The following is a 24,879-nucleotide window of genomic DNA, read 5'->3' as shown; positions in this document are numbered from 1 at the left end:
GGAACCGTCCGGGCCCGCGGCCTCGTCGTTGCGCCTGGTGAGGCGATCGAGGGAGGGCACGTGGGGTTCGGCACCGGGATAGCGGGTCTGCTGCGGCGTCGGGGCGGGCTGTTGAAGGTCCGGTTCCGGCGGCGGCCCGTGCAGCGCAGGGCCTTCCAAGCGGCGACGGTGCTCTGCTCGTTGGCGCTGGCGCCGAGCGCGTGGCTGTGGTGCTCGGCCGGGGACCGGGTCGGCACGGTGGCCAGCGTGCCGACCGCGCCGGTCGCGGTGGTCTTCGGCGCCGGGCTGGACCAGGGCAAGCCGTCGCCGTACCTGGAGCACCGGCTGAGCGCGGCGCTGGACCTGTACCGGGCGGGGAAGGTGCAGGCGATCCTGGTGACCGGCGACAACGGCCGGGACAGCTACGACGAGCCGGACGCGATGCGGACGTACCTGATCGAGCACGGGGTGCCGGCGGTCCGGGTGGTGGGCGACTACGCGGGCTTCGACACCTGGAACTCCTGCACCCGGGCCCGGCGGGTCTTCGGGGTGGAACGGGCGGTGCTGGTCAGCCAGGACTTCCACGTCCGCCGGGCGCTGGCCCTGTGCGAGGCGGCGGGCATCGACGCGTACGCGGTCGGGGTGCCGGAACCGCACGACGGCACCTGGCTGTACGGCGGGCTGCGGGAGATCCCCGGGGCGGGCAAGGCGGCGGTCAACGCCTGGCTGCGGCCGGACCCGCTGTTCCTCGGCCCCCAGGAGGACGGCATCCCGAAGGCTCTGGCGGACGCAGCGCAGGGCTAGGGACAGGACCTGGGCCCTGCGCGGGTTCGTACGCATTGTCGGACCCCTGCGGGATGATCGGCGGGTGCGATCACTGCCGAGCATCATCCACCTCGACATGGACGCCTTCTTCGCGGCGGTGGAGCAGGCGGCCAAGCCGAGCCTGCGCGGCAAACCGGTGGTCGTCGGCGGGCTCGGCGGGCGCGGGGTGGTCTCCACCGCCTCGTACGAGGCGCGGAGGTTCGGGGTGCACTCGGCGATGCCGATGGCGCAGGCGCGCCGGCTCTGCCCCAACGCGGCCTTTCTGAGCGGCCGGTTCGAGGCCTACCGGCAGGTCAGCGAGCTCGTGATGGGTCTGCTGCGCGAGCTGTCGCCGCTGGTGCAGCCGCTCAGCCTGGACGAGGCCTTCGTCGACCTGGAGGCCGGCCCCTACGGTCCGGTGCTGGCCGAGTCCGACCACGAGACCGGGGAGCGGCTGGTGCTCGCCCTGGCGGAGGACCTGCGGGCGGACATCCAGCGGCGCACCGGGCTGACCGGGTCGGTCGGGGCCGCCGGCTCCAAGCTGATGGCGAAGATCGCCTCCGAGCAGGCCAAACCGGACGGGCTGGTGCTGATCGAACCCGGGCAGGAGCGGGCCGTGCTCGGCCCGATGCCGGTCCGGGCGCTGCCCGGGATCGGGCCGGCCACCGAGCAGGTGCTGCGGCGGGCCGGACTGAACACCGTGGCGGACCTCGCCGAGGCGGGGGAGGGCGAGCTGGTGCAGCTGCTCGGGCGGGCGCACGGTGCCGGTGTGCACCAGATGTCGATAGGGCTGGACGACCGGCCGGTGGTGGCCGATCAGGACGCCAAGTCGGTCTCGGTGGAGGACACCTTCGAGGTGGATCTCGCTGACCGGGACCGGGTGCTGCGCGAGGTGGAGGTGCTGGCCGCCCGGTGCGTGCGGCGGCTGCGCGCGGCCGGGCGGTCGGGGCGGACGGTGGTGCTCAAGGTCCGGCGGTTCGACTTCTCGACGCTGACCCGTTCGGAGACGCTGCGCGGGCCCACCGACGACGAGGCGGTGGTCATCGAGACGGCGCGCCGGCTGGCCTCCCAGGTGGACATCACCGGCGGGGTGCGGCTGCTCGGGGTGGGGGTCGCCCAGCTGGCCGACTACACCCAGGAGGACTTGTTCGCGCAGGCCCTGCGGGAGGAGGCGGCCGAGCACGCGGAGGCGGAGGTCGAGGCGGCGGAGGAGGAGCCGGAGGCGGCCGCGCCGCGCCGCTGGATGCCCGGGCAGGACGTCCGCCATGCCGAGCTGGGGCCCGGGTGGGTGCAGGGCAGCGGTGTCGGGCGGGTCACCGTGCGGTTCGAGACGCCGTGGAGCGGGCCGGGGCGCATCCGGACCTTCGCGGTGGACGATCCGGCGCTGGAACCGGCCCGTCCGCTGCCGCTGTGGGGGGCCGAGGGGCCGGAGGAGACGGGGGCACCCGGGGGGACGGGGGCGCCGGGGGAGACGGGGGCGCCGGGGGTGTGAAACGCGAAGCGGCCCCAACCGGTGGGGGGAGTACCGGTTGGGGCCGCATACCGTGCCGGACTTCGTGCGGTCGTGATGCCCTCGCGACCGTCCGAAGGCCGGGCCGCCGCGCCCTGTCCCTGAGCGCGGCGGCCGGACGCCTGGTCAGGCGTCGGTCTTGGCCAGCTCGGGGCTGGAGTTCCGCTCGGCCGCGCCGCCCGAGGCGACGACGGTGGCGGCCGACTTGGTGCCGCGGATCAGGAACGGGACGACGCCGGCGACGGCGCAGACGACGGCCGCGACCCAGAACGCGTGCTTGTAGGCGTCCAGGGTGGGCAGCAGCAGCGGGATCTGCGGCGGCAGCTTCATGGTGTCGCCGGTCAGGATGGCGGCCATCACGGCGGTGCCGATCGCGCCACCGACGGTGCGCAGCACGGCGTTCATGCCGTTGGCGATGCCGCTCTGCTCCACCGGGACGGCGCCGTTGATGTACGCCGGCATCGCGGAGAACGCCAGGCCGATGCCCAGGCCGAAGATCGCCGAGGAGGTGTAGATGTCGCCCTCGTGGCTGTGCCGCACGGCCAGGTAGGCCATCGCGACGGCACCCAGGACGCCACCGAGGACCAGCGGCAGGCGCGGGCCGCGGCGGGCGATCAGCATCGCGCCGACCGGAGCCGCCACCATCGAGCCGATCGCGGACGGCAGCAGCAGCAGACCGGCGTGCAGGACGGTCGCGGTGAAGCCGTAGTGGGTGAGCTTCTCCGGGGTCTGGGCGAAGTTGCTGATCACCATGAACGAGCCGTACATGCCGAAGCCGATCAGCAGGCCGGCCAGGTTGGTGAAGGCGACGGCCGGACGGGACATCATCTTCATGTCCACCAGGGGGTGCGCGACCTTGGTCTCGATGACCCCCCAGATCAGGGCGACGACGGCGGCCACGGCGAACAGGCCGAGGGTCTTGGTCGAGGTCCAGCCCCAGTGGTTGCCCTGGCTGACCGCGACGAGCAGGGCGGAGAGCCAGCCGGCCAGGGTGAGGGCGCCGAGCGGGTCGGCGCCGCCCTCCTTGTCGGTGACCGGGTCGGACGGGACGCGGAACGCGACCAGGGCGACCGCGATCAGGCCGAAGACCAGGCCCATCCAGAAGATCGACTTGTAGCTCCAGTGCTCCAGCAGGAGACCGGTCGCGACCAGGCCGAGGCCGGAGCCGACACCCATCGAGGCGCTGATGGCGGCGACGCCGCCGGTCACCTTCTGCTTGGGCAGCTCGTCGCGGACGATGCTGATCGCCAGCGGGAGCACGCCACCGCCGGCGCCCTGAAGGACGCGGGCGACGACCAGCCAGGTGAAGGAGTGGGTGCTGACCGCCAGTGCCGAACCGGCGACCAGACCGGCCAGCGAGATCAGCAGCATCGGCTTACGGCCCCGGAGGTCGCCGAAGCGGCCCAGCAGGGGAGTCAGCACGGCGGCGGAGAGCAGGTTGGCGGTCATCAGCCAGGTGATGCTGGACGCGGAGACGCTCAGTTCCTTGGCCAGCGAGGGCAGGATCGGGACGACCGCGGTCTGCACCACGCTGAACGACAGCATCGCCAGGATGAGGGCCGGCAGGACCCGGGCGCTGCTCTGCTTCTCGGCCGCGGTGGTGGGCTGTGGTGCCTCACTCACGGTTGCTTCCTCCCGTACATAGTGAATGAACTGAAGTAACCATGCCGGGAGATACTTCAGAGTGTCAAATATCCATTGGTGACGCTTTGGCAAAATCGAAGGATTCCGGCCGGGTGGCGGCCGGGACGGGGCATGCCGAGGGCCCCGGACCGAGGGGTCCGGGGCCCTGGGGGCGAGGGTCAGGCGAACGGGCGCAGCACGGCCGGGCGGGGGGTCTCGGCCACCGGAGTGGCTGCCGGGGTCGCCGGGGCGGCGGCGGTGTTGTCGTGGACCTCGACGTGCTCGCGGCGCAGCTCGTCCCGGATCACCTCCTCGGCGGTGTAGCGCTCCACCACCAGGCGGACCCGCTCGATCGGGGTGAGGTACTTGCGGACCACCGGGCGCTCCTCGCGCAGGGTGACCTCCTCCACCGCCTCGGCGATCTCCTTCTCGGTGAGCGAGGCGCGCTCGGCCTCGCTCACCGGCATCCGCTCCACCCGGACGCGCTCGCGGACCACCGGGACGCGGCGCTCGACCTGCTCGCTGGTCACGTACTTGCGCAGCTTCGCGGTGCCCACGATGTGCCAGTCCGTGGTGATGTCCAGGCGCTCCTCGCGGCAGGTGATCTCCACCGGGCCGTTGGGGGGCGAGGTGGCCGGGCCGGTCGAGCGCTCCGAGACCGGCGCGGCCATGACCGAGTTCGTGGTCGCGGTGGTCGTCACGACCGGGGCGGGCTGCGGCTTGGGCTCGATCGTCGTGGGGGCTGCTGCGGGCGCGGGGGTGTTGAGGGTCCGCACGTTGACCTCCGTCGCGGTGCCGGTGGGGTCGGCAGGGGTGGTGGTCGGGGCGGGGGCGAGGGAGTGGAAGGTGATGGGCTTCACGGGCTCGGCCGCCGAGGTGGTGCCGAAGTCGAGGTCGGGCCGCGCCGGTCGGTCATCCTCGCGGCTGATGGGCCGGTCGGCGTCCCGGCCGGCTGGGCGGTCACCGTCCCGGCCGATGGGCCGGTCACCCTCGCGGCCAACAGGCCGGTCGGCGTCCCGGCTGACCGGCCGACCGTTCGCCGGGGTGTCCAGGCCGTAGTAGCGGTAGAGCTGGAGCTCCTGGGCGGGCGACAGGTGCTGGCCGACGCCGAAGTCCGGCGACTCCTTCACCAGCGACTTGTCGTACGGCACCCGGAGCTCGTCGCCGGAGAACTCGCTGGTGGTGAGCGGGACGAAGGCGTCCCGGCCGAAGATGCCGGTCCGGACGGCTGCCCACTCCGGCTGGCCGGTGGCGTCGTCCAGGTAGACCTCGTCGACCGTGCCGATCTTGTCTCCGTTGCGGTCGACCGCCTTGTGGCCGATGAGGTCCCGGGGATCGATGTCGGTTTGCACTCTTTCCTCCAGTGCGCTGCGCCTGCGGAACTCCCGCAGGACCGTGGCCGGAGCACCCGTTCCGCCTGCCACTTCACACCAAAGGCCATGAATCGGACGGGCGCGACCGGGGTGCGCCGGACGGGCTTCGGGCTGGACCGTCCGGGGGACGCGCGTAGACCCGGAGTGACCCGACGCGGCCGTGATCAGGGGGCCTGCCGCTGGTACCCTGGGCGGCGACCGCCGAGCCCGCTCGGGAGAGTCCCCGGCCACGGAAAGCGCTGGTCGGGGCGCCGAAGGAGCAACTCCTCCCCGGAATCTCTCAGGCATCCGTACCGTGTGGGGTAGGTCACTCTGGAAAGCAGGGCAGGACCGTCGGCAGGGAGCCGACGGCCACCACCCTCACCGACGGTGCAAGCCGGCGGCGTGCCACAGCGCGCCGTGCGGGTGAAGCTCTCAGGTCCCGATGACAGAGGGGGAGGCCTGTCGGGTTCGCCCGCCCGGGTCGAATCGCTGTCCGCAGCGGCTCCGGCCGGTCGGCGTGCGCACCCCCGCCGGTCCGTGACCAGGAGGCCTCGACCACCATGAACGCCCAGCCGAACGCGGGACGCCCCACCGGCGCCTCGACCCTCACCGAGCTTGAGCTGGCCAGCCCCTTCGAGAACCGCCACATCGGCCCCGACGACGCCGCGCAGCAGAAGATGCTGGCGTCCATCGGCTACGGCTCGCTGGACGAACTCGCCGCCACCGCCGTTCCCGAGGCGATCCGCTCCATCACCGGCCTGGACCTGCCCGGCGGCCGCAGCGAGGCGCAGGTGCTCGCCGAACTGCGCGAGCTGGCGAGCCGCAACCAGGTGCTCCAGCCGATGATCGGCCTGGGCTACTACGGGACCTTCACCCCGCCGGTGATCCTGCGCAACGTCATGGAGAACCCGGCCTGGTACACCGCCTACACGCCGTACCAGCCGGAGATCTCCCAGGGCCGCCTGGAGGCGCTGCTCAACTTCCAGACCCTGGTCTCCGACCTGACCGGCCTGCCGACCTCCGGCTCCTCGCTGCTCGACGAGGGCACCGCGGCCGCCGAGGCGATGGCGCTCGCCCGCCGCGTCACCAAGGTCAAGGGCGGTGTCTTCCTGGTCGACGCCGAGACCCTGCCGCAGACCACCGCGGTGATCAACACCCGCGCGGTGCCGACCGGTGTCGAGGTCGTCGTCGCCGACCTGTCCGAGGGCATCCCGGCCGAGATCGCCGAGCGCGGCGTCTTCGGCGTGCTGCTCCAGTACCCGGGCGCCACCGGTGTGGTCCGCGACCTCGCCCCGGTCATCGAGCAGGCGCACGGCCTCGGCGCGATCGTCGCGGTCGCCGCCGACCTGCTGGCGCTGACCCTGCTCGCCTCGCCGGGCTCGCTCGGCGCCGACATCGCCTGCGGCACCTCGCAGCGCTTCGGCGTGCCGATGGGCTTCGGCGGCCCGCACGCCGGTTACCTGTCGGTGCGCGCCGAGTACGCCCGCTCGCTGCCCGGCCGTCTGGTCGGCGTCTCGGTCGACGCAGACGGCAACCGCGCCTACCGCCTGGCGCTGCAGACCCGCGAGCAGCACATCCGCCGCGAGAAGGCCACCAGCAACATCTGCACCGCCCAGGTGCTGCTCGCCGTCATGGCCTCGATGTACGCCGTCTACCACGGCCCGGACGGCCTGGCCGACATCGCCCGCCGCACCCACCGCTACGCCGCCGCCCTCGCCGAGGGCCTGCGGACCGGCGGCGTCGAGCTGCTGCACGGCGAGTTCTTCGACACCGTCACCGCCGTCGTCCCGGGCCGTGCCGCCGAGATCGCGGCCGCCGCCCGCGCCAACGGCGTCAACGTCCACCAGGACGGCGCGGACCGGATCTCGGTCTCCACCGACGAGACCACCACCCGCGAGCACCTGGCCGCCGTCTGGGCCGCGTTCGGCGTCCCCGCGGTCGAGGTCGCCGAGGGCGCCGACGCGCTGCCGGCCGCGCTGCTGCGCCAGGACGAGTACCTGACCCACCCGGTCTTCCACAGCCACCGCTCGGAGACCGCCATGCTGCGCTACCTGCGCCGCCTGTCGGACCGGGACTACGCGCTGGACCGCGGCATGATCCCGCTGGGCTCCTGCACCATGAAGCTCAACGCGACCACCGAGATGGAGGCCGTCACCTGGCCGGAGTTCGGCCAGCTGCACCCCTTCGCGCCGATCGAGCAGGCCCAGGGCTTCCTCAGCCTGATCCGCGAGCTGGAGCGCCAGCTGGTCGAGGTGACCGGCTACGACGCCGTCTCGATCCAGCCGAACGCGGGCTCGCAGGGCGAGCTGGCCGGCCTGCTGGCCGTCCGCGCCTACCACCACGCCAACGGCGACACCCAGCGCGACGTCTGCCTGATCCCGTCCTCCGCGCACGGCACCAACGCGGCCTCCGCGGTGATGGCCGGCATGCGCGTGGTCGTGGTGAAGACCCTGGTCGACGGCGACGTGGACGTCGAGGACCTGAAGGCCAAGATCGAGCAGCACCGGGACAGCCTCTCCGTGCTGATGGTCACCTACCCGTCCACCCACGGCGTGTACGAGACCCAGATCACCGACATCTGCGCCCTGGTGCACGAGGCCGGCGGCCAGGTGTACGTGGACGGTGCCAACCTGAACGCCCTGGTCGGCCTCGCCAAGCCGGGCAAGTTCGGCGCGGACGTCTCGCACCTGAACCTGCACAAGACCTTCTGCATCCCGCACGGCGGCGGCGGCCCGGGCGTCGGTCCGGTCGCGGTGCGTGCCCACCTGGCGCCGTACCTGCCGAACCACCCGCTGCAGCCGGAGGCCGGCCCGGCCACCGGGGTCGGCCCGATCTCGGCGGCGCCGTGGGGCTCGGCGGCCATCCTGCCGATCTCCTGGGCGTACGTCCGGCTGATGGGCGGCGAGGGCCTCAAGCGCGCGACCCAGGTCGCGGTGCTGAACGCCAACTACATCGCCAAGCGGCTGGCACCGCACTTCCCGGTGCTCTACACCGGCCCCGGCGGGCTGGTCGCGCACGAGTGCATCATCGACCTGCGCCCGCTGACCAAGGAGACGGGCGTGACGGTGGACGACATCGCCAAGCGCCTGATCGACTACGGCTTCCACGCGCCGACGATGTCCTTCCCGGTGGCCGGCACGCTGATGATCGAGCCGACCGAGTCCGAGGACCTGCACGAGATCGACCGGTTCTGCGACGCGATGATCGAGATCCGGGCCGAGGTCGACAAGGTCGGCTCGGGCGAGTGGGCGGCCGCGGACAACCCGCTGCGCAACGCCCCGCACACCGCCGCCGAGCTGGCCGGCGACTGGGCGCACGGCTACTCGCGGCAGGAGGCGGTCTTCCCGGCGGGCGTGAACCCGGCGGACAAGTACTGGCCGCCGGTCAGCCGGATCGACGGCGCGTACGGCGACCGCAACCTGGTCTGCTCCTGCCCGCCGCTGGAGGAGTACGGCGTCTGATCCGGACCGGACGTACGGCAGGGCCCCGACGGCACGTACCGTCGGGGCCCTGCCCGTTGTCGTCGTCCGGCGGCTGCCCCCGCCGGTGCGGTCAGGCCGCGTGGGCGACGGTGCGGCGCGGCGCGATCACCCGGCCGTCGGGCAGCAGCTCTCCGGTGTCCTCGAACAGCACGACGCCGTTGCAGAGCAGGCTCCAGCCCTGCTCCGGGTGGCAGGCCACCGTGACGGCCGCCTCGCGGTCCTCGGACTCGGCCGACGGGCACTCAGGACGGTGCTGGCACATGCGTACCCTCGCTTCGCTCTGCGATCCTCCCCCGTGGTGCGGCCGCCGGCGGAGCCGTCGGGAGCCGCCGCGGTAGCCGGATCCTGTCCGCGCGCCGACCAGGTGTTGACCGGCGCTCAAGTGGGTAGGACAGGTGGTCCTTCCACGCTGGTTCCCAGTGTCGGCATCTGTGGACGCGCGCGCAGGGATTTCGTGACATGCGCCACAACTCCCGGGCAGAGATCACCCGTTCAGGTGGGTCCGGCGGGAAAAGACGCACCGGTGGGTCAGCTGCGGCATGGCCCGAGGAGGTCAGGGTGGATGGCCCGTCCGGGTGGTTCGGGCGGATGAGGGCGACGCGCGCGCCGACGGGCCACCGGGTGCTGGGCGGTTTCTAGGGATCGTCGCAACACGTGGTTGGTTTGATCAGGCCGCGAGTAGTTTATGCAGGCGCTCGGCTGGGGTTTCCCAGCCGAGCGTTTTGCGTGGGCGGCCGTTGAGTTCGGCGGCGACCTCTGCGAGGTGTTGCGGGCCGTGGGTGGTCAGGTCGGTGCCCTTGGGGAAGTACTGCCGCAGGAGCCCGTTGGTGTTCTCGTTGGAGCCGCGCTGCCAGGGGCTGGCGGGGTCGCAGAAGTAGACCGGGACGCCGGTGGCGACGGTGAACGAGCCGTGGGAGGCCATCTCCGCGCCCTGGTCCCAGGTCAGCGACCGGACCAGGTGGCCGGGCAGGGACTGCACGGTGTCCACCAGGGCGTCGCGAACGTGCTCGGCGGCGCGGCCGTGGGGCAGGTGCAGGAGCATCACGTAGCGAGTGGCGCGCTCGACCAGGGTCCCGATGGCGGAGGCGCCGTCCTTTCCGATGATCAGGTCGCCCTCCCAGTGGCCGGGCACTGCCCGGTCTTCGGCCTCGGCCGGGCGTTCGCTGATCATGACCATCGGGGTGGCGAACCTGGGCCTGCGTGCGGCGGCCTGGCGGTGGGGGACGCGGCGCGCGCGGCCGGTGCGCAGGGCGCCGGCCAGCTCGCGGCGGAGCTCCCCGCGGCCTTGGACGTAGAGGGCCTGGTAGACAGTCTCGTGGACCACGTGCATCTCCGGCCGCTCGGGAAAGGTGTCCCGCAGAGCCTGGCAGATCTGCTCCGGACTCCACTTCCTGTCCAGACGGTCCTGGATGAAGTCCCGCAGCTCGGGGTTGCGGCCGATCCTGCCAGGCTTGGGGCGGGGCTTTCGGGCATCGGCGCGGGCCTGTGCGGCGTGCGGGCGATAGGCCCCGCTGTCCGGGTGCCGGTTGCGGCGGATCTCCCGGCTGACCGTGGACGGGCTGCGGCCCAGCTCGGCGGCGATCGCGCGGACGGTGGCCTTCTCCCGCAGCCGGTCGGCGATGTGGAGCCGGTCGGCCTCGCTCAGGTAGCGGGACGGAGCGGAAGGCGGCACCACCGCGTTGGCCGGTGGTGCCGCCTTGTTCCTGCCCGACGGGTTGCGGCCGTTGCGCCACCGCTTGCCCGTCCGGTGGTTGATCCCCACACGCCGACACGCTTCGGCGCTACTCAGGCCCTGGTCCATGAGCCGGAAGTATTCCTCCCGCTCACGGACCAGAGGCCTCGTGGTGTGGTTCGCCCGGACCCTGCGGATCTCGAAGTCCATCGCACCCCTTGAACTGGGGTGTTGCAACGACTCCTAGAACCCAAGGAGAAGGCGGGGCCCGACCCATTTTCCTTGGGATCCACGATCCGGATCACCGCCGACGTCTGCGGCCGCCTGTCCCCTGATGCGGGTGAGAGGCTGAGGGCTGTGATGGACGGGGCTCTGTCGGTGGGTCCTGTGATACTCGGTACTGACCAGGCGCCGGCCGCGTGACCGGTGCTGACTCGGTGCTGACTCGGAGGACATGGAAGTGGCAAACATGCAGGTAGGGGCGCTGTAGTGCGACTGCTGCATACCTCCGACTGGCATCTGGGCCGTTCCTTCCACCGGGAGAGCCTGCACGACGCCCAGCGCGCCTTCCTGGACCACCTGGTGGACGTGGTCCGGGCCGAGCGCGTGGACGCCGTGCTCGTCGCCGGGGACGTGTACGACCGGGCGCTGCCGGGCCTGGACGCGGTCGCCCTGTTCGACGACGTGCTGCACCGGCTGGCCGGGCTGGGCGTGCCGACGGTGTTCATCAGCGGCAACCACGACTCGGCCCGCCGCCTCGGCGTCGGCGCCGGGCTGATCGGCCGGGCCGGCATCCACCTGCGCACCGACCCGGGCGAGTGCGCCGCCCCGGTGCTGCTGGCGGACGAGCACGGGCCGGTGGCGGTGTACGGGCTGCCGTACCTGGAGCCGACGCTGGTGCGCGAGCGGTTCGGGCTGGAGCGCGGCGGGCACGCGGCGGTGCTCGGCGCGGCGATGGACCTGGTCCGGGCCGATCTCGCGGCCCGCCCGGCCGGCACCCGCGCGGTGGTGCTGGCGCACGCCTTCGTCACCGGCGGCACGGCGAGCGACAGCGAGCGGGACATCGCGGTAGGCGGCGTCGCCTCGGTGCCCGCCTCCGTCTTCGACGGCGTGCACTACGCCGCGCTCGGCCACCTGCACGGCTGCCAGACCCTGGCCCCGCACCTGCGCTACAGCGGCTCGCCGCTCGCCTACTCCTTCTCCGAGGTGGACCAGCGCAAGACCATGTGGTTGGTCGACCTCGCGGCCGACGGCTCGGTCGCCGCCGAGCGCGTCGACTGCCCGCGCCCGCGCCCGCTCGCCACCCTGCGCGACAGCCTCGACGCGCTGCTCACCAAGGACGAGTACGCGCCGTACGAGCAGGCCTGGGTGCAGGCGACGCTCACCGACGCGGCCCGCCCGAGCGAGCCGATGGAGAAGCTGCGCCGCCGCTTCCCGCACACCCTCCAACTGCTCTTCGACCCCGAGGAGAGCGAGGCCGAACCCTCCCGGTCGTACGCGGCCCGGGTCAGCGGCCGGGCCGACCTGGAGATCGCGGAGGGCTTCCTGCGGCACGTGCGCCCGGGTGCCGAGCCGGAGCCGGACGAGCTGGGCTGGCTGCGCGCCGGGTTCGAGAGCGTCCGGGAGACCACCGACCGGAAGGCGGACCTGCCCCGATGAGGCTGCACCGGCTCACCGTCAGCGCGTTCGGCCCGTTCGCGGGCAGCGAGAGCGTCGACTTCGACGCGCTCGCCGCCGGCGGCCTGTTCCTGCTGCGCGGCGCCACCGGCGCGGGCAAGAGCAGCGTGCTGGACGCGGTCTGCTTCGCCCTCTACGGCGACGTCCCCGGCACCCGGCGGGCCAACCGGCTGCGCAGCGACCACGCCGAGGCGCGCAGGCTGACCGAGGTCCGGCTGGAGCTGACGCTCGGCGGGCGGCGGCTGCAGATCACCCGGCTGCCGGAGCAGCGGCGGCCGAAGAAGGTCGGCACCGGCACCACCGTCGAGCGGCCGCAGACCCTGCTGCGCGAGTGGGCCGCCGACGCGGGGGACGGCACGCCCGGCTGGCGGGCGGTGAGCAAGTCGCACCAGGAGGCCGGGGAGGAGATCCACCGGCTGATCGGCATGAACCGGGAGCAGTTCTGCCAGGTGGTGCTGCTGCCGCAGGGCGACTTCGCCCGCTTCCTCAAGGGCGACTCGGAGGAGCGCGGCAAGCTGCTGCGGCGGCTGTTCGACACCGAGCGGTTCCAGCACGTCGAGGGGTGGCTCGCGGAGCAGCGGCGCGTCCAGGAGGCCGCCGTCCAGGCCGGCCGTCGCCGTCTGCGGGATCTCGCCAGCAAGGCCGAGCAGGCGGCCGGCCCGGGCGCCGAGCCCGCCGAGGGCTGGGTGCCGGCCGAGGAGGACGCCGCCGACCTGACCGCCGGGGTGCTCGGCTGGGCGGCGATCCTGCGCAGCGGCGCAGCCGAACAGCGCACCGTCGCCGGGGCCGCGCTGGCAGGCGCCGAGGAGGCGCAACGCACCGCCCAGGGCGAGCGCGCGGCCGCCGAGGAGCTGGCCGGGCGGCAGCGCCGCCACCGGCAGGCGCTGCTCCAGGCCGACCGGCTGGCCGCGTTCGAGCCCGAGGCGGCCCGGGACGGCCGGCGGCTGGCGGCGGCGCAGGCGGCCGTCGGGGTGGAGTCCGCGCTGCGGCTGCACGAGGGCGCGACCGAGGCGCACCGGCGGGCCCGGGAGGCCGAGCGACGGCACCGCGAGGTGCTGGCCGGCGACGGCGGCGCGGGCAGCGCTGCCGCCGGGGGCCCGGCACTCGCCGAAGCGGGGGCCGCCGAGCTGGCCGAGGCCGAACGCGAACTGCGGGCCGGGCTGGTCCGGCTGGAGGCCGCCGGGGCGGAGGAGCGGCGCTGCGCCGAACTCGCCCGCGAGCAGCGGAGCCTGGACGAGGAGCGCCGGCGGGCCGACGAGCTCGCCGAGGAGGCCGAGGACTGGCTGGCCGAGTACGACGCGCGGCTCGGCGGCCTCCAGGAGCAGCAGGACCGGACCCGGGCGGCGGGCGCGCTGGTCGAGCAACTAGACGGCCGACGTGCCGAGTTGAGCACCCGCCTGGACGCCGCCCGGGAGCGCGACGGCCTGCGGGCCGAGATCGCCGCCGCCGAGCCGCGCGCTGCCGCCCTGCGCACCGCCGCGCTGGACGCCCGCGAGTACGGCCTCGGCCTGCGCGAGCGGCGGCTGGCTGGCATGGCCGCCGAGCTGGCCGAGCAACTGCGCACGGGCGAAGCGTGCCGGGTCTGCGGCTCACCCGAACACCCGGCACCCGCCGAGACCGCCGACGGCCGGGTCGGCGCCGACGACGAGGAGCGTGCCCGCCGGGCCCAGGCCGCCGCCGAACAGGCCTGGACGGCAGCGGACCAGGCCCTCACCGCGCTGCGGGTCCGCGAGGCCACCGCCACCGGCGCAGCCGGGCCGGAGAGCACCGACGCGCTCGCGCAGGCCCTCGCCGAGCTGGACCGCGAGCACCGCGAGGCACTGCACTCGGCGGAGGTGCTCGGCCGGGTCGAGCAGGAGATCGCCCGCTTGTCGGTCGACCGGGACCGCCGGCTCGCCGAGCTGCGCGAGGCCCGGGAGCGCGCCGCCGTCCGCACCGACCGACTCCAGGCGCTCCGGCACGAACAGCGCGAGCTCGCCGCACGGGTGACCGCGGCCCGGGGCGAGGCGGCCTCCGTCGCCGCGCGGGCGGCCGCGCTGGAGCGGCTGGTCGAGCGGGTCGCCGCCGTGGCCGAGGCCTCGCGGGCCTGCGCGCAGGCGCTGGCCCGGCTCGGGGACGCCGAGGGCGAGCTCGCCGAGGCCGCCGCCGCAGCGGGCTTCCCGAGCCCCGAGGAGGCCCTGGCCGTGCTGCTCCCCCGCGCGGAGCGCGAGCGGCTGGCAGCCCGACTGGAGCGGCACCGGACGGAGTCCGCCGCCGTCCGGCACGAACTCGCGCTGCCCGATCTGGCCGAGGCCGCGGCCCGTCCGCCGGTCGACCTGCCCGCCGCCGCGGCCGCGCTCGGCGCCGCCACCGACCGGCTGGGCCGGGCCCACGCCGACCGCTCGGCGGCCGACGAACGGTGCGCGGCACTGGCCTCGATCGGTCGGCAACTGGCCGACCTCGCGGACGAGCTGGCCCCGGCGCTGGCCCGGTACGGGCGGATCAACCGGCTCGCGGCGCTGGCCGCCGGCACCTCCACCGAGAACCGGCTCCGGATGCGCCTGGAGTCCTACGTCCTGGCGGCCCGGCTGGAGCAGGTCGCGGCGGCGGCCAGCGACCGGCTGGTCCGGATGTCCGGCGGCCGCTACACCCTGGTGCACAGCGACGACCGGGGCACCGGCAACAAGCGCTCGGGCCTGGCCCTGCGGGTGGTCGACGCCTGGACGGGCACCGAGCGGGACACCGCGACGCTCTCCGGGGGCGAGAGCTTCTTCGCCTCCCTCGCCCTGGCCCTGGGCCTGGCCGACGTGGTCACCGACGAGGCTGGCGGCATGCCGCTGGACACCCTGTTCATCGACGAGGGCTTCGGCACGCTCGACGAGCAGTCCCTGGAGGAGGTGATGGACGTCCTCGACGGCCTGCGTGAACGCGACCGGGCGGTCGGCATCGTCAGTCACGTCGCCGACCTGCGCACCCGCATCCCCGCCCAGCTCCTGGTCCGCAAGGGGCGACGCGGCTCGACCCTGGCCCTGGCCGGGAGGGAGGACGCCTAGGGGCCGCTCAGGGACACTGCCAGCGGCTTTGAGGCGGCCTTCCCGGGCCTTCTCGCCCCATCATCACCGCAGGTCAGCGACTTGCGGGCGCTGTCAAGCCGGTGGCATCGCGGCTAGGGGCTCTCTTTCGGATCAGCCCGAACAGGCCACCCGCTGGGCCTGCTGCCAGGCGCAGACCGGGCACAGCGTGCTGCCCGGGTGGTCGGCGGGCAGTTCGGTCGGCTCCCCGCACAGGACGCAGTCGGCCCGCGGCCCGGTCGACGCCGGATCGCGCACCAGCGCCGCCTGCGCCCCGCCGTCGGGGGCGAACTCGCAGACCGCCGTGTCCTCGTTCCTCGCGCTGTCGCTCATGCCGCCTTCCTACTCCGCCCCCGGCCCCCGCCGCAAGGCGCCGCCGACCCGAGCCCGAACCGAGCGCCGGCCCGCCCTGACCCAGCCTGACCCGGTCCCCGCACTCCTCGATCAGGGCGGCGGCGCCGTCCAGGAGCGGGCGCAGCCCGAACCGGCCCGCCCCCGCCCGACCCGACCCAGCTCCCCCCGGACGACCCGCCGACGGCGGGCCCACGACGCCCGGCTACGGTGACCGCATGGCCACCGACCTCCAGCGGCGCCTGCTCGCCGCCCGCGCCAGCGCGCCCTCCTACCCCGAGGTCGGCGCCACCCGCGGAGGCCCGCTGCCGGACGGCTACGCACACCTGCGGCGGCGCGTGCACCTGGGCCGCGGGCCTCAGGTGCTGGCCCGGGCCGGGCGGTACGTACTCGGCTGGGGCAGCCAGCTGGGCACCGGTTTCGCCGTGTACCCGCACGCGCCGGCCGAGCCGGGGTCGACGGTGCTGCTGCGGCTGAGCCTGCCGGGCAGCCGGTGGCCCCGGCTGGTGATCCCGTGCCGGGTGGTGTGGACGGTCGAGGAGCCGGACCGGATCGGCTTCGCGTACGGCACGCTCCCCGGGCACCCGGAGTGCGGCGAGGAGGCGTTCCTGGTGTCCATGGACGCCGCCGGCGAGGTGTGGTTCGAGGTGTCGGCGTTCTCCCGGCTGACCGCCTGGTACGCGCGGCTGGGCCGGCCGGTCGCGCTGCTCTGCCAGTACCTGGCGATCGAGCGCTACCTGGCCGCGGTGGCCGCCGCCATGGCCGTGGCCGAGCCGGCCGGGCCCGCGGGCCCGGCCGATCCCGCCGTCGAGTAGCGCGTCGAGTCGGCCTAAGGAATGTCGGCCGAAGGAGTCCCGCCCGAGCGAGTCCCGGCCGCAGAAGTCGGGTCAGCCGAAGAAGGAGAGCCGCACCGTCCGGCGCGGATTGTCGCCGTTGGTGTCGATCAGCACCACGGACTGCCAGATGCCGAGCGCCAGCTGGCCGCCGATCACCGGCAGGGTGGCGTGCGGGGCGACCAGGCCGGGCACCACGTGGTCCCGCCCGTGGCCGGGGCTGCCGTGCCGGTGGCGCCAGCGGTCGTCGGCGGGGAGCAGTTCGCGCAGGGTGGCGAGGAAGTCGTCGTCGCTGCCGGAGCCGGTCTCCAGCACCGCGATTCCGGCGGTGGCGTGCGGGACGAAGACGTTGAGCAGGCCGTCGCGGCCGGCGGCCCGCTCGGTGAGGAACGCGGCACAGCGGTCGGTGATGTCGAGCGCGACCTCTCGGCTGCCGGTGGTGATCTCGATGGTGGTGGTCTGGAAGAGGCCCTGGTGGGTGGAGTGGATGTTGTCCGCCATGGCGCCATCCTGACCCACCTCGACGGGCCTCGCGCAGCACCTCGCCGACTCCGCCTGTGGGGGCGGCGAGGTGCACTAGGCTGAAAGGTTTAGACCACATCGGCCCGGCCGGGGCATGCCCGGATCCGAGCACGCCGAAGACCCGACGGTCCGTGTGGTCCGCCGGGTCGGGGTCCCGATCCGCACCGGGTGGCCCGGGAGGCCCGGGCCGCGGAGCCGTAGGCCCCGGGCCGACGGGCGCTAGCCGCGCCCGCCGAAGAGGCTTCGCCGCAGCCGGCGCAGTGGCGTCAGCAGCGAGATCCGCGCGTGACGACGCTTGGCCGTCGGGGCGTCCGCGCCGCGCGGCGTCAGCTCCCTTATCAACCCGAGCGCCTCGGCGGTGTCCACCGCCGGGAGCGCGGGCGCGCCGAGCACGGCCAGGTGTCGGTCGATCCGACGGCCGGTCGTGCCGACACCGCACTGGATCGCCGGCACGCGGGGCCGAGTCCGCACTTGCATGTGTTCCATCAGTTTTCCCACCCCTACGAGGCGCCAGGGCCGTGAGGCGAAGACTATCCGCGATGGACGGCCTTCGCGCAACCGTCCTTGGTGTTGTGCCACCGTACCGTGCGGCGTCAACTGACGATGCACCAGGGGCCACCAGGGCGATCACGACTAGGCATCAATGATGGTGCACGACCGGCCATCTGTCAGCAGTACCCGGGGCACAGGTCCGGCGCCCGGCCGCACGGCGCACGCCGGGCGCACGCGACCCCGCACGCGTCCCTGCGGGCGGCCCGGCGGCCATGAGGGATGCCGCGGCGGATGCGGCGGTGGACACGACGCGGATACCGCAGTGGATATAGGGGACAGCCGGGGCCGTCGACAAAGCGACCGGTCGACACCTCCAGGCTTCATGAAGTGAACACATTCGAGGGATTGACTCCGGGGAATCCTCCAAGCAATATCTGTGAGAACGCGTCCGCGCCCGCATCGCACCCGGGTGCGTGTTCGAGTGATGAAGAACTCCGGCTCCCGCGAGCCACTGCCCGGCCGCCTCGACGCTGCGGTGGCCAGGCTCGCGAGGTGCCCGGAAAGGCGGTCGGCCGTAGAGGGTCGGCCGGGCCGCCGCCAGGCTGCCGGTGCCGCCCCGTTCAGGGCCCGGCACCGGCGGTTCCGGGCCCAGCGGCGATCGTGGCCACGGTTCCACCGCGGCCGGTCAGCCCGGCCGGTCACCTCGGCCGATCACCCCGGTCGGACGTCCCCGCAGGTCGCACCCGGTCGATCGGTAGACTCGGCCAGCGTGCCCCTCCTCCTCAGCATCGTGCTCCCGGTCCACGGCGTGGAGCGGTTCCTGCCGCGCTGCCTCGACTCGATCCTCGGCGACACCCCCGCCACGGAGTCCCGTTTCGAGGTGATCGCGGTCGACGACCTCTCCCCCGACGGCTCCGGCGCGATCCTGGACGCCTACGCGGCCCGCGACCCCCGACTGCGGGTCCTGCACCTCACCGAGAACCAGGGCCTCGGCGGCGCCCGCACCGCCGCCCTGGCGCAGGTGCGCGGCGAGTACGTCTGGTTCGTGGACAGCGACGACTGGCTGCCCGAGCGAACGGTGGGCGCGATCCTGGACGAACTGGAGCTGGAGCAGGAGCGGGAGCGCGGGCCCGGGACGCCCGCCGACGTCCTGCTCACCGGCTTCACCCACGTCTACCCGGACGGCGAGACCGAGCCGAACCCCTGGCGCCACGTACTGGCCGACTCCCCGCTGGTCGAGGGGTGCACGCTGGCCGAACACCCGGCGCTGTTCCAGACCGTGATGTCGGTCTGGAACAAGGTGTTCCGCCGCGCCTTCCTGGAGGGCCTCGGCGTCTCCTTCGGCCGCGGCTACTACGAGGACATCTCGGTCACCTACCCCGCGCTGCTGGCCGCCGGGCGGCTGCGCTACCTCGACCGCCCCTGCTACTTCTACCGGCGCGGCCGGGACGGCGCGATCACCGCCACCGCCTCCCCCAAGCACGCCGACGTGTTCGCCCAGTACGACGCGATCTTCGCCTTCCTGGACCGCCCGGACCGCCCCGGCCGACCCGTCCCCGACGCACTGCGCACCCTGGTCTTCGACCGGACCGTCCGGCAGGCGCTGAACGTCTACGACACCCCCGGGCTGGTCCCCGCCGACCGGCGCAAGGACTTCTTCCGCCAGATCGCCCGGCACTTCGCCCGGCACCGCCCGACCGGCTACCGCTACCCCGGCGGCGTGCGCGGCGTGCAGTACCGGCTGGCCGCGCGCGGCGCCCGGATCGCGTACGCGGAGCTGCGCCGCACCGGGCAGCTGCCGCGCGAACTCAAGCGCGGGGCAAGGGCGGTGGCCCCGGCCGTGAAGAAGGGCGTGCGCAGCGGCGCGCGGTTCACCGCGTACAACGCCTTCCGCCGGCTGCCGCTGGACGAGCACCTGGCGGTCTACGCGGCGTACTGGCACCGGGGTTACGCGTGCAGCCCGGCGGCGATCTACGAGAAGGCCAGGGAACTGGCGCCGCAGATCCGGGGCGTGTGGGTGGTGGAGAACCGCAGGCAGGCCGCGGCCATGCCGCCCGGCGTGCCGTACGTGATCGTCAACACCCCCGCCTACCTCAAGGCGATGGCGACCGCCAAGTACTTCGTCAACAACGTCAACTTCCCGCGCACGATGGCGAAGCGGGCGGGCACCGTGCATGTGCAGACCCAACACGGCACCCCGCTCAAGGCGATGGGCATGGACCTGCGCGAACGCCCCGAGGCCGCGGAGGGGATGGACTTCGAGCGGCTCCAGGAGGCCGTCGACCGCTGGGACTTCCTGGTCTCCTCCAACCCGCACACCAGCGAGCACTTCACCCGCGCCTTCCCCGGCCGGTACGAGATGCTGGACACCGGCTACCCGCGCAACGACCGGCTGGCCAACACCACACCGGACGAAGTGCGGGCCATGCGCGAGCGGTTCGGGCTGCGGCCGGACACCACGGCCGTGCTGTACGCCCCGACCCACCGCGGCGACCAGGGCGGCTACGTGCCGCTGCTGGACGTCCGGGAGCTGGCCCGGCGGCTGGGCCCTGACTTCACCCTGCTGGTGCGCACGCACTACTTCCACACTGGCGGCCCGGGCGACTTGGCGGCGGGCGAGGGTTCGGCCGCGATCGTCGACGTCTCGGCCCACCCGACCGTGGAGGACCTCTACCTCGCGGCGGACGCGCTGGTGACGGACTACTCGTCGATGATGTTCGACTACGCGGTGCTGGACCGGCCGGTCGTGATCTTCGCGCCGGACTGGGAGGAGTACCAGCGGGTGCGCGGCGTCTACTTCGACCTGTTCGAGCAGCCGCCGGGGGCCGTCACGGTGGACCCGGACGGGCTGGCGAAGGCGCTGCTGGCGGGCGATCCGGAGCCGGCCGCGCGGGCCCGCTTCCGGGCGCGGTTCTGCCCGTGGGACGACGGCGGTGCGGCGGAGCGGGTGGTGCGCCGGGTGTTCCCGGTGGAGTCCTGAGGCGCCCCGCGGCGCTCCCGGAGCCTTGAGGATCCGTGAGGAGCCCTGAGGAGCCTTAAGGAGCCGTGAGTAGCCGTGCGGCACCGGGCCCGGCGCCGCCGGTACGGCGACCGGACCCGTCGGCACGATCAGCGCTGGCGGGCGGCCAGGAACTCGTCGAAGGTCAGGAAGCCCTGGTGACGGGTGTCCATGGCGTGGATCAGGGCCTCGGCCATCGACAGCGTCACGGCGTGGTCGCCCATCTCGTTCGCGACCAGCGCGTATTCGGCCGGAGTGATCTTGCCATCGCCGTTCTTGTCGAAACGGTCGAACATGGCCTTGATCGCCTCGGTGGTCTCCATCGTGCCCTCCTGGTACTGCGGGGTTGCGCTCTGTTCGGACGGGCGTACCCTACCCGGCCGTGGTGCGCGCCACGGTCGCCGGGAGTGGACGGCCGCGGGGGTGGTTGTCGTAGTCTGCGGATCTGATTGCAGGCCCGGGCTCCTCCCGGGCGATCGTTCGTCCAGGGAGGGACCATGCTCGATCTCGCCACCAGGCTGGTGCTGAAACCCGTCTCACGCGGCATCTGGCGGCCGACCATCGAGGGCATCGAGAACGTGCCGCGCAAGGGCGGGGTCATCCTGGCCAGCAACCACCTGTCCTTCATCGACAGCGTGGTGATCCCGCTCACCGCCCCGCGCCGGGTCCACTTCCTCGCCAAGGCCGAGTACTTCACCGGGACGGGGCTCAAGGGCCGGCTCTCCAAGGACTTCTTCGAGGCGATCGGCGCGGTGCCGGTCGAGCGCGGCACCTACCGTTCCGCTCAGGCCTCGCTGGAGTCGGCGCTGGAGATCCTGGAGGACGGCAAGGCCTTCGGCATCTACCCCGAGGGCACCCGGTCGCTGGACGGCCGGCTCTACCGGGGCAAGACGGGCGTCGCCTGGCTGGCGCTGACCGCGGGCGTGCCGGTGGTGCCGGTGGCGCTGGAGGGACCGGAGCAGATCCTGCCGGTGGGCAAGCGGGTGCCGCGGATCAAGAAGGTGACCGTCCGGTTCGGCGAGCCGCTGCACTTCGACGAGCTGCACGGGCAGGCCCGCTCGCTGAAGGCCCGTCGGCAGGTGACCGACGAGGTGATGGCGGCGATCCAGCGGCTCTCCGGCCAGGAGGTCGCGGAGCGCTACAACGAGGCGCCGAAGGCCGCGTAGGCCCCGGCCGCGCACCGCGCCACACCTCGCCGCGCCACATCACACCCGCCGCATCACGCCTCGCCGCGCCGCACCGGGGCGAGCCGTTCACACGTGTCCGAGCGCGGCCGCCTCCGGTACGACGGCGGCCGGCTCCGGCGCCTCCTGGCGCAGCAGTGCCGCGTAGCGGCCGTCCAGCTCCACCAGTTCCTCGTGGGTGCCGAGTTCGACCACCTCGCCGTGGTCGAGGACGGCGATCTGGTCGGCGGCCCGGACGGTGGAGAGCCGGTGCGCGATGGTGATGGTGGTGCGGCCGGCGGCCAGGGTGTCCACGGCCTGCTGGACGGCCTGTTCGGTGCGGTTGTCGAGCGCGCTGGTGGCCTCGTCGAGGATCAGCACCGGCGGGTTGCGCAGGATCGTCCGGGCGAGCGCGAGGCGCTGTTTCTCGCCGCCGGAGAAGCGGTAGCCGCGCTCGCCGACCAGGGTGTCGTAGCCGTCCGGCAGGGCGGCGATGGTCTCGTGGACCTGCGCGGCCCGGGCGGCTTCGACCAGTTCGGCGTCGGTGGCCTCCGGCTTGGCGAAGCGCAGGTTCTCGGCGACCGAGGCGTGGAAGAGGTAGGTCTCCTGGGAGACCACGCCGACCGCGCGGGCCAGCGTGTCGAAGGACAGCTCGCGCACGTCCACGCCGTCGATGGTGACCCGGCCGCCGGTGACGTCGTACAGCCGCGGGACGAGGTAGCTGAGCGTGGTCTTGCCGGAGCCCGTCTCACCGACCACGGCCAGTGAGCTCCCGGCCGGGACCTTGAGTTCGATCCCGGAGAGCGTCGGCCGTTCCTGCGCGGAGTCGTAGCGGAAGTCGACGTCCTCGAAGCGGACCTCGCCGCGGATGTCGGTCAGGTTCCGCGGCTTCGGCGGCTCGGCGATCTCCACCGGCAGGTCGAGGTACTCGAAGATGCGCTGGAAGAGCGCGAGCGAGGTCTGCACGTCCACGCCGGTGGAGAGCAGGCTGACAGTCGGGCGGAACAGGCCCTGCTGGAGGGTGACGAAGGCGACCAGGGTGCCGACCGAGACGATCGGTGCGCCGCCCGCCGCGGACAGCCCCGCCGCCCAGTAGATGACCGCGGGCATCGCGGCCATGACGATCTGGATGGTGTTCATCCGCCAGCGCCCGGCCATGCTGGCCCGCACTTCGAGGTCGGCCAGCTGGTCGGACTGCCCGGTGAACTCACGGGCGAGCGAGTCGGAGCGGCCCATCGTGCGGCCGAGCAGGATGCCGCTGACCGACAGCGACTCCTGGACCGCCGAACTCATCGCGGCCAGCTGCTTCTGCCGCTCGGTGGTGATCTTCTTGCGCTCGTTGCCGACCCGCCGGCTGATCCAGACGAACAGCGGGAGCAGCAGCAGCGAGACGACGGTGAGCCGCCAGTCGAGCGCGACCATGGCGACCACGGAGGCGATCACCGCGGTGAAGTTGGAGACCAGGCTGGTCGCGGTGGACGTCACGGTGGACTGCATGCCGCCGATGTCGTTGGCGATCCGGGACTGCACCTCGCCGGTGCGGGTGCGGGTGAAGAAGGCCAGCGACTGCCGTTGCAGGTGGCTGTAGACGGCGGTGCGCAGGTCGTGCATGACGCGCTGGCCGACGGTGGTGGAGATCAGCGTCTGCAGGACGTTGAAGATGCTGTTCACCACGGCCGCGAGAACCATGCCGAGCGCGAGCAGGCTGAGCAGCCCGGTGCGGCCTTGCGGGATCGCGGTGTCCAGGACGGCCTTGAGCAGGAACGGCGAGGCCACCGACACCACGGCGGAGGCGGCCACCAGCAGCCCGACGACCGTGAGGCGGCCCGTGTACGGGCGGAAGAGGGCGAGGATGCGCCGCCACTGGGCCGGCGGGCGGGGCTCGCCCTGGGCGCGTTCGGGCGGGGTCCAGTTGATGGTGGTGGGTCTCAAGGGCAAACCTCCGTGGGTGGGGCGGTCGGACGGCCGCCAGCATAGCGAGAATAGCTCATAGTTAGACTAGCTAATAGTGAGGCTGGATCTATTCCCATGGCGACCGCCCCTCCGGCCGCCCGACCGCTCGGCCACTCCGGCCGCCCCGACCGCCCCGACCGCGTCAGTTCGTCCGGTAGCTGCGCGCCGCCTTCGAGGACAGGCCGCCCAGCCGACCGGAGGGCAACAGGCGGGCGAGGGCCACCACCGCCTTGTAGCGCTTGCCCGGCACGGACACCGACCGACCCCGGGCCAGGTCGCGCATCGCCTCCGCCACCACCCGCTCGGCCGAGAGCCAGGACCAGGCCGGGATGTTGCCGGTGCCCATGCCCGCCCGCTGGTGGAACTCGGTACGGGTGAAGCCCGGGCAGAGCGCCATCATCCGCACCCCGGTGCCGCCGAGGTCGCGCAGCACGCCCTGGGTGAAACTCACCACCCACGCCTTGCTCGCCCCGTACGTGCCGCGCGGCAGGAACGCCGCCACCGAGGCCACGTTCACGACCGCGCCGCGACCGCGCTCGCGCATCCCCGGCAGGGCCGCCGTGGTCAGCCGCAGGATCGCCTCGATGTGCACCTTCAGCATGTCCAGCTCGTCCTGGAGCGGGACGGTCCCGAACGCGCCCTTGTTGCCGAAACCGGCGTTGTTGACGAGCAGGTCCACCGGGCGGGCGGAGTCGGCGAGCCGGGCCTCGACGGCCGCGATCCCCTCGTCGGTGGCGAGGTCGGCGGTCAGCACCTCCACCTCGACTCCGTACTCGGCGTGCAGGTCGGCGCTCGCGCGCTCCAGGCGCTCGGTGTCCCGGGCCACCAGGACGAGCCGGTAGCCGCTGCGGGCGAGCCGGCGGGCGAACGCGGCTCCGATGCCGGCGGTCGCGCCGGTGATCAAGGCTGTGGTCATGCCCCCGACGGTACCGACTCACCGCGGCCGCGCCCACTCCGAACGGACTATCCCGGCCCGGCCGTCTGCGGATGCAGGTACCGGACCGCGCCCTTACCGTTCGGACGGGGGCATCGCCCGACCGGGTGGTGACGCTCGACTGAGGAGGCACTTCTGATGCTTACTCACTGCCGGACCCACCAGACCACGACCACGCCGACCGCGACGCGCGTCGAGACGGACACACTCGCGAGCCTGATGGTGGAGGACGAGGCCGTCGTGTCCGACGCGCCCACGTACTCGCCCGAAGCCCTCGGACTCCTGCTGCTGGCGCTGTTGCTGTCGCCGAAGCCGCCGAAGGAGAAGTCGACCCGCTAGCAGCCGGGCGACCCGATCACCGACCCGGTAGCCGGGCGGCCCGATCGCGGGGCCGGTGCCGGGCGGCCCGATCGCGGGGCCGGTGCCGGGCGGCCCGATCGCGGGGCCGGTGCCGGGCGGCCCGATCGCGGGGCCGGTCCGC

Annotated in this window: 19 protein-coding genes, 1 pseudogene and 1 riboswitch; of the genes and pseudogenes, 9 read left to right on the top strand and 11 right to left on the bottom strand. The window is 73.5% G+C overall.

Translation table 11 applies throughout. The features are described 5' to 3' along the window. Positions 1-90: 90 nt before the first annotated feature. Both ACFV6D_RS16800 and ACFV6D_RS16795 read left to right on the top strand, forming a co-directional pair. Positions 91-783 carry a vancomycin high temperature exclusion protein gene (locus tag ACFV6D_RS16800; protein ID WP_380560334.1) on the top strand — a complete coding sequence of 231 codons (693 nt, stop codon included), beginning with the start codon at positions 91-93 and terminating at the stop codon, positions 781-783. A 64-nt stretch (positions 784-847) separates the two neighbouring features. After that, positions 848-2,275, top strand: a complete 1,428-nt coding sequence (locus ACFV6D_RS16795) for a DNA polymerase IV (RefSeq protein ID WP_380340916.1) — start codon at positions 848-850, stop codon at positions 2,273-2,275. 144 nt (positions 2,276-2,419) lie between these two features. Here ACFV6D_RS16795 and ACFV6D_RS16790 read toward each other — a convergent pair whose 3' ends face one another. The 3 genes and pseudogenes from ACFV6D_RS16790 to ACFV6D_RS16780 all read right to left on the bottom strand — a co-directional run. Continuing rightward, positions 2,420-3,916 carry an MFS transporter gene (locus ACFV6D_RS16790; RefSeq protein ID WP_079136056.1) on the bottom strand — a complete coding sequence of 499 codons (1,497 nt, stop codon included), beginning with the start codon at positions 3,914-3,916 and terminating at the stop codon, positions 2,420-2,422. Positions 3,917-4,095: 179 nt separating this feature from the next. Further along, on the bottom strand, positions 4,096-4,893 hold the full coding sequence (locus ACFV6D_RS16785) for a YsnF/AvaK domain-containing protein (RefSeq protein ID WP_380560332.1): 798 nt from the start codon (positions 4,891-4,893) through the stop codon (positions 4,096-4,098). Between the two features lie 12 nt (positions 4,894-4,905). Beyond that, positions 4,906-5,268, bottom strand: a pseudogene (locus tag ACFV6D_RS16780) (PRC-barrel domain-containing protein); the annotation flags it as partial. A gap of 223 nt (positions 5,269-5,491) precedes the next feature. After that, positions 5,492-5,595, top strand: a riboswitch (glycine riboswitch). Positions 5,596-5,831: 236 nt separating this feature from the next. Between ACFV6D_RS16780 and gcvP the strand changes: the two are divergent. Further along, complete coding sequence (gcvP, locus tag ACFV6D_RS16775; protein WP_380560319.1) at positions 5,832-8,732, top strand: aminomethyl-transferring glycine dehydrogenase; 2,901 nt, start codon at positions 5,832-5,834, stop codon at positions 8,730-8,732. Positions 8,733-8,823: 91 nt separating this feature from the next. Here gcvP and ACFV6D_RS16770 read toward each other — a convergent pair whose 3' ends face one another. Together ACFV6D_RS16770 and ACFV6D_RS16765 are read right to left on the bottom strand one after the other, a co-directional pair. Continuing rightward, a complete protein-coding gene (locus ACFV6D_RS16770) occupies positions 8,824-9,015 on the bottom strand; it encodes a DUF5999 family protein (protein WP_371521280.1) in 192 nt (63 codons plus the stop codon). A 405-nt stretch (positions 9,016-9,420) separates the two neighbouring features. Further along, on the bottom strand, positions 9,421-10,554 hold the full coding sequence (locus ACFV6D_RS16765) for an IS30 family transposase (RefSeq protein WP_380560331.1): 1,134 nt from the start codon (positions 10,552-10,554) through the stop codon (positions 9,421-9,423). A 360-nt stretch (positions 10,555-10,914) separates the two neighbouring features. On the opposite strand from ACFV6D_RS16765, the gene ACFV6D_RS16760 reads away from it, so the two are divergent. Both ACFV6D_RS16760 and ACFV6D_RS16755 read left to right on the top strand, forming a co-directional pair. Further along, the gene (locus tag ACFV6D_RS16760) at positions 10,915-12,084 is read left to right on the top strand and encodes an exonuclease SbcCD subunit D (protein ID WP_063349975.1); all 1,170 of its coding nucleotides are present in this window, start codon (positions 10,915-10,917) and stop codon (positions 12,082-12,084) included. Then, the gene (locus tag ACFV6D_RS16755; RefSeq protein ID WP_380560317.1) at positions 12,081-15,134 is read left to right on the top strand and encodes an AAA family ATPase; all 3,054 of its coding nucleotides are present in this window, start codon (positions 12,081-12,083) and stop codon (positions 15,132-15,134) included. Before ACFV6D_RS16760 ends, ACFV6D_RS16755 begins: the two co-directional genes overlap by 4 nt. A gap of 132 nt (positions 15,135-15,266) precedes the next feature. On the opposite strand, the gene ACFV6D_RS16750 is transcribed toward ACFV6D_RS16755, so the two are convergent. Beyond that, complete coding sequence (locus ACFV6D_RS16750) at positions 15,267-15,485, bottom strand: hypothetical protein (protein WP_363367075.1); 219 nt, start codon at positions 15,483-15,485, stop codon at positions 15,267-15,269. Positions 15,486-15,721: 236 nt separating this feature from the next. On the opposite strand from ACFV6D_RS16750, the gene ACFV6D_RS16745 reads away from it, so the two are divergent. Then, on the top strand, positions 15,722-16,318 hold the full coding sequence (locus ACFV6D_RS16745; protein ID WP_380346237.1) for a DUF1990 family protein: 597 nt from the start codon (positions 15,722-15,724) through the stop codon (positions 16,316-16,318). A 72-nt stretch (positions 16,319-16,390) separates the two neighbouring features. Here ACFV6D_RS16745 and ACFV6D_RS16740 read toward each other — a convergent pair whose 3' ends face one another. After that, a complete protein-coding gene (locus tag ACFV6D_RS16740) occupies positions 16,391-16,837 on the bottom strand; it encodes a YjbQ family protein (protein WP_363367071.1) in 447 nt (148 codons plus the stop codon). Positions 16,838-17,077: 240 nt separating this feature from the next. Next, the gene (locus ACFV6D_RS16735; RefSeq protein ID WP_063349971.1) at positions 17,078-17,344 is read right to left on the bottom strand and encodes a hypothetical protein; all 267 of its coding nucleotides are present in this window, start codon (positions 17,342-17,344) and stop codon (positions 17,078-17,080) included. A 775-nt stretch (positions 17,345-18,119) separates the two neighbouring features. Between ACFV6D_RS16735 and ACFV6D_RS16730 the strand changes: the two genes are divergently transcribed. Then, a complete protein-coding gene (locus ACFV6D_RS16730; RefSeq protein WP_380490894.1) occupies positions 18,120-20,330 on the top strand; it encodes a CDP-glycerol glycerophosphotransferase family protein in 2,211 nt (736 codons plus the stop codon). 128 nt (positions 20,331-20,458) lie between these two features. Here the strand turns inward: ACFV6D_RS16730 and ACFV6D_RS16725 are convergent, their stop codons facing one another. After that, positions 20,459-20,671: an EF-hand domain-containing protein gene (locus ACFV6D_RS16725; RefSeq protein ID WP_063349969.1), complete on the bottom strand. Its 213-nt coding sequence runs from the start codon at positions 20,669-20,671 to the stop codon at positions 20,459-20,461. A gap of 174 nt (positions 20,672-20,845) precedes the next feature. On the opposite strand from ACFV6D_RS16725, the gene ACFV6D_RS16720 reads away from it, so the two are divergent. Beyond that, positions 20,846-21,514, top strand: coding sequence for a 1-acyl-sn-glycerol-3-phosphate acyltransferase (locus ACFV6D_RS16720; protein ID WP_063349968.1), 669 nt, complete (start codon positions 20,846-20,848; stop codon positions 21,512-21,514). Between the two features lie 87 nt (positions 21,515-21,601). On the opposite strand, the gene ACFV6D_RS16715 is transcribed toward ACFV6D_RS16720, so the two are convergent. Further along, a complete protein-coding gene (locus ACFV6D_RS16715) occupies positions 21,602-23,443 on the bottom strand; it encodes an ABC transporter ATP-binding protein (RefSeq protein WP_380560315.1) in 1,842 nt (613 codons plus the stop codon). A 163-nt stretch (positions 23,444-23,606) separates the two neighbouring features. Then, the gene (locus tag ACFV6D_RS16710) at positions 23,607-24,380 is read right to left on the bottom strand and encodes an SDR family oxidoreductase (protein ID WP_363367066.1); all 774 of its coding nucleotides are present in this window, start codon (positions 24,378-24,380) and stop codon (positions 23,607-23,609) included. Between the two features lie 156 nt (positions 24,381-24,536). On the opposite strand from ACFV6D_RS16710, the gene ACFV6D_RS16705 reads away from it, so the two are divergent. After that, positions 24,537-24,737 (top strand): hypothetical protein, encoded by a 201-nt coding sequence (locus ACFV6D_RS16705; RefSeq protein WP_380346242.1) that lies wholly within the window; start codon positions 24,537-24,539, stop codon positions 24,735-24,737. Positions 24,738-24,879 lie beyond the last annotated feature (142 nt).

The sequence above is a fragment of the Kitasatospora sp. NPDC059812 genome, assembly GCF_042732075.1.
Classification (GTDB): Bacteria; Actinomycetota; Actinomycetes; order Streptomycetales; family Streptomycetaceae; genus Kitasatospora.
This window is presented reverse-complemented; position numbering and strand designations above follow the sequence as displayed.

What these genes read in the sequence shown, in the direction of transcription:
- gcvP (WP_380560319.1), top strand. Translation starts at nt 5,832, where the DNA reads ATGAACGCCCAGCCGAACGCGGGACGCCCCACCGGCGCCTCGACCCTC.
- ACFV6D_RS16770 (WP_371521280.1), bottom strand. Translation starts at nt 9,015, where the DNA reads ATGTGCCAGCACCGTCCTGAGTGCCCGTCGGCCGAGTCCGAGGACCGC.
- ACFV6D_RS16765 (WP_380560331.1), bottom strand. Translation starts at nt 10,554, where the DNA reads ATGGACCAGGGCCTGAGTAGCGCCGAAGCGTGTCGGCGTGTGGGGATC.
- ACFV6D_RS16755 (WP_380560317.1), top strand. Translation starts at nt 12,081, where the DNA reads ATGAGGCTGCACCGGCTCACCGTCAGCGCGTTCGGCCCGTTCGCGGGC.
- ACFV6D_RS16750 (WP_363367075.1), bottom strand. Translation starts at nt 15,485, where the DNA reads ATGAGCGACAGCGCGAGGAACGAGGACACGGCGGTCTGCGAGTTCGCC.
- ACFV6D_RS16745 (WP_380346237.1), top strand. Translation starts at nt 15,722, where the DNA reads ATGGCCACCGACCTCCAGCGGCGCCTGCTCGCCGCCCGCGCCAGCGCG.
- ACFV6D_RS16740 (WP_363367071.1), bottom strand. Translation starts at nt 16,837, where the DNA reads ATGGCGGACAACATCCACTCCACCCACCAGGGCCTCTTCCAGACCACC.
- ACFV6D_RS16735 (WP_063349971.1), bottom strand. Translation starts at nt 17,344, where the DNA reads ATGGAACACATGCAAGTGCGGACTCGGCCCCGCGTGCCGGCGATCCAG.
- ACFV6D_RS16725 (WP_063349969.1), bottom strand. Translation starts at nt 20,671, where the DNA reads ATGGAGACCACCGAGGCGATCAAGGCCATGTTCGACCGTTTCGACAAG.
- ACFV6D_RS16720 (WP_063349968.1), top strand. Translation starts at nt 20,846, where the DNA reads ATGCTCGATCTCGCCACCAGGCTGGTGCTGAAACCCGTCTCACGCGGC.
- ACFV6D_RS16710 (WP_363367066.1), bottom strand. Translation starts at nt 24,380, where the DNA reads ATGACCACAGCCTTGATCACCGGCGCGACCGCCGGCATCGGAGCCGCG.
- ACFV6D_RS16705 (WP_380346242.1), top strand. Translation starts at nt 24,537, where the DNA reads ATGCTTACTCACTGCCGGACCCACCAGACCACGACCACGCCGACCGCG.